Below are 2652 nucleotides of genomic sequence, written 5' to 3'. Positions count from 1 at the left end.
GCAGATGCGCAGCAGGCGGAGCTTCGGAAGCGGGACGCCGAGGAGAAGGCAGGAGAGGCCAACAAGCGCATGCGGGTCGCGGAGGAGGAGGCCAACCAGGCGACCGCTGCGGCACTGGTCGCCGAGACCAAGGTCAAGCAGGCCGAGATGCGCTCGCAAGCCGTGGAAGACAATTCGGCCCAGACCGCCGCGAAGAACGCGGAGCTGCTCGAGCAGCTGCAACAGGCACGAGGTGAGCTGGTCGGTGCCGAGGAACGAGCGCGCCTGAGCGATGAACGGTTCCGGGCCGCCAGCGAGCGGGTCGAGGTCGTGGAAGGGCAGATCAAGGAGCTCAAGGTGCGACTGACGGTGGCGAAGACCGACCTGCCGATCGGCTCCGTCGCAGGCAACGAGCGAAGCGCCCTCAAGGACGGGTTGGCGAACCAGGTGCGCCGGCCGCTGACGTCGATCCTGGGCGTCAGCCTTGCGCTTCAGCACAACGATCCCGAGTCTCGTGACGGCCGGGAGTTGGTGCGACAGCTCGGCACCAATGCCCGCAAGCTCGATCGCATGGTCGGCGTGCTCCTGGAGATCGACAGGCTCGCCGACGGGACCCTGAGGCTGAATCGCCGCCGGACCGACCTTCGGGCTCTGGTGCGCCGGGTGGTCGAGGACTCGCCGGATCTGGCGAACCGGAACGTCCACGTGGAGGCCGAGAAGGTCGTGGTGCCGGTCGACCCGTTCATGGTCGAGGAGATGGTGGACACGCTCTTGAGCAACGCGAACGCGCGAACGTCGTCCGCCAGCCATGTGTGGATCAAGGTGTCGAGCGACCCCGAAGGCGCGGTGATCGCCGTCGACGATACCGGCCCCGACGTTCCCGAGAACCAGCGTCACACCCTGACGTCCTCACCAGGAGAGCAGATGGACGGTGCCGGCCGGGGCGGGAAGTCGACCGGCCTGGCCGTTCTGGAGAGGCTTGCGGAGGTCCACGCCGGCAGGGCCTGGGTCGAGGAGCGTGAGGGTGGTGGCGTCTCGTTCCGGGTGTTCCTGCCGGACGTGACGGAGGTCGCCGCCGAGGCTGCCGGTCAGGCGGCCGACCCCACGGAGGCCGACGCGAACGTCGAGGACACAGAGGCGAGCGAGGAGTAATTCCCTCCGAAGCCGGTCGACGCTCAAAACCCGGCGCCTTGCGGCCGATGCATAGCGCGAGGCACATGGAGCCGTCCTCGAAGATCACCCGTGTCCTCGTGGTCGACGACCACGAGGTCTTCTCCGAAGCGCTCGAGATGTTCCTCGGGCGCCAGCCCGACGTCCGGCTGGTGGGCTCGGCGCGCGATGCCGATGAGGCGATGGCGCTCCTGGGGGAGGAGCCGGACGTCGTGCTGATGGATCTCGACATGCCGGGGGCCAACGGGATCGAGGCCACGCGCCGGATCCGCGACGCCGCGCCGGACGTGAAGGTGGTGCTGCTCACCGGCGTCGAGCGTCCCGAGGTGATCGCGGAGGCCCTGTCGGCGGGCGCCTGCGGCTACGTGCCGAAATCGCGAGCGGTGGACGAGGTGCTGGACGTCGTCCGGCGAGCGGCCGCCGGCGAGATCGTCATGCCCGCGAGCGACCTGGCGTCCGTCCTGGGACAACTCCGGGGGAGCCTGGGTGAGCACGGGCTCGCTCGCGTGACGCCGCGAGAGACACAGGTGCTTCAGGCCCTCGCGGCCGGCGAGACGGCCCCGGAGATCGCCGCGTCACTCGGCATCAGCACGCTGACCGTCCACAGCCACGTCAAGAGCATCCTCGCCAAGCTCGGTGTGCATTCGACGATCGAGGCCGTCACACTGGCATGGCGTCACGGCCTTGCCCCGACCAACCGCCACGGTTTGATGGCCACGGCACCTTCGCCGGTCGAACGCCCGAACCCGACCTCCGCGGACGCTCCGACCCGAGTCCTCGTCGTCGAGGACCACCCGTTGCTCCGCAGCATCATCAGGATCGCGTGTGAGCAGACGCCCGGCCTGGAGATGGTGGGCGAGCTGGACGACGCGTCGTCCGCGCTCGAGGCGTGCAGGGAGCTCGCGCCGGACGTCATCCTGCTGGATCTCTCGCTCCCGGGCGAGTTCCAGGGGCTCGACCTGGCCCGCGCCATCCGCAACGAAGGGCTCCCCGTCCGGATCCTGGTCCTCACGGCGCGAACCGACCAGGAGGCGCTCTTCGAGAGCGTCATCATCGGCGTGGAGGGATACCTCGAGAAGGCCTCCGGCGTCCGGGTGATCGCCGACGCTCTGAGTCGGGTCGCCGGGGGCGAGCGCGTCTTCACACAGGCCCAGATGCGAGGAGCCGTCGCCGAGCTCAGCCGCCGAGCACGGAAGGCGCGAGAGGAGACCGACGCACCACCGAACCTGTCGCCGCGAGAGATCGAGGTCCTCGAGCACGCGGCCCTCGGCTTCACGGTCGGCCAGATCGCGACGCGCCTCGCGCTCTCGCCGAGGACGGTCGAGACGCACCTCGGCAACGCCTACCGCAAGCTCGGCGTCAGCAACCGCGTCCAGGCGCTGGCCCGTGCCTCCGGGCTGGGCCTGATCCGGATCGACTGAGCGAACCGAAGCCGAGTCGGGCTGCAACAGGCTCACTGCTAGGCTTCGCGGATGCCGAAGGTCGCCTACCAAGGTGAGCCCG

Annotated in this window: 2 protein-coding genes; both read left to right on the top strand. The window is 69.4% G+C overall.

The window, feature by feature from the left end:
* Window positions 1-1131 (top strand): ATP-binding protein (locus VIR15_RS01655; protein WP_331925730.1); only part of this gene is annotated, 1131 nt, incomplete at its 5' end.
* A gap of 65 nt (window positions 1132-1196) precedes the next feature.
* Complete coding sequence (locus VIR15_RS01650; protein ID WP_331925729.1) at window positions 1197-2570, top strand: response regulator; 1374 nt, start codon at window positions 1197-1199, stop codon at window positions 2568-2570.
* The last annotated feature ends 82 nt before the right edge of the window (window positions 2571-2652 follow it).

The organism is Intrasporangium sp. (assembly GCF_036566125.1).
In the GTDB taxonomy this organism is placed as follows: domain Bacteria; phylum Actinomycetota; class Actinomycetes; order Actinomycetales; family Dermatophilaceae; genus Intrasporangium.
The sequence above is the reverse complement of the archived record's forward strand: the minus strand, read 5'-3'. Positions and strand labels throughout refer to the sequence as shown.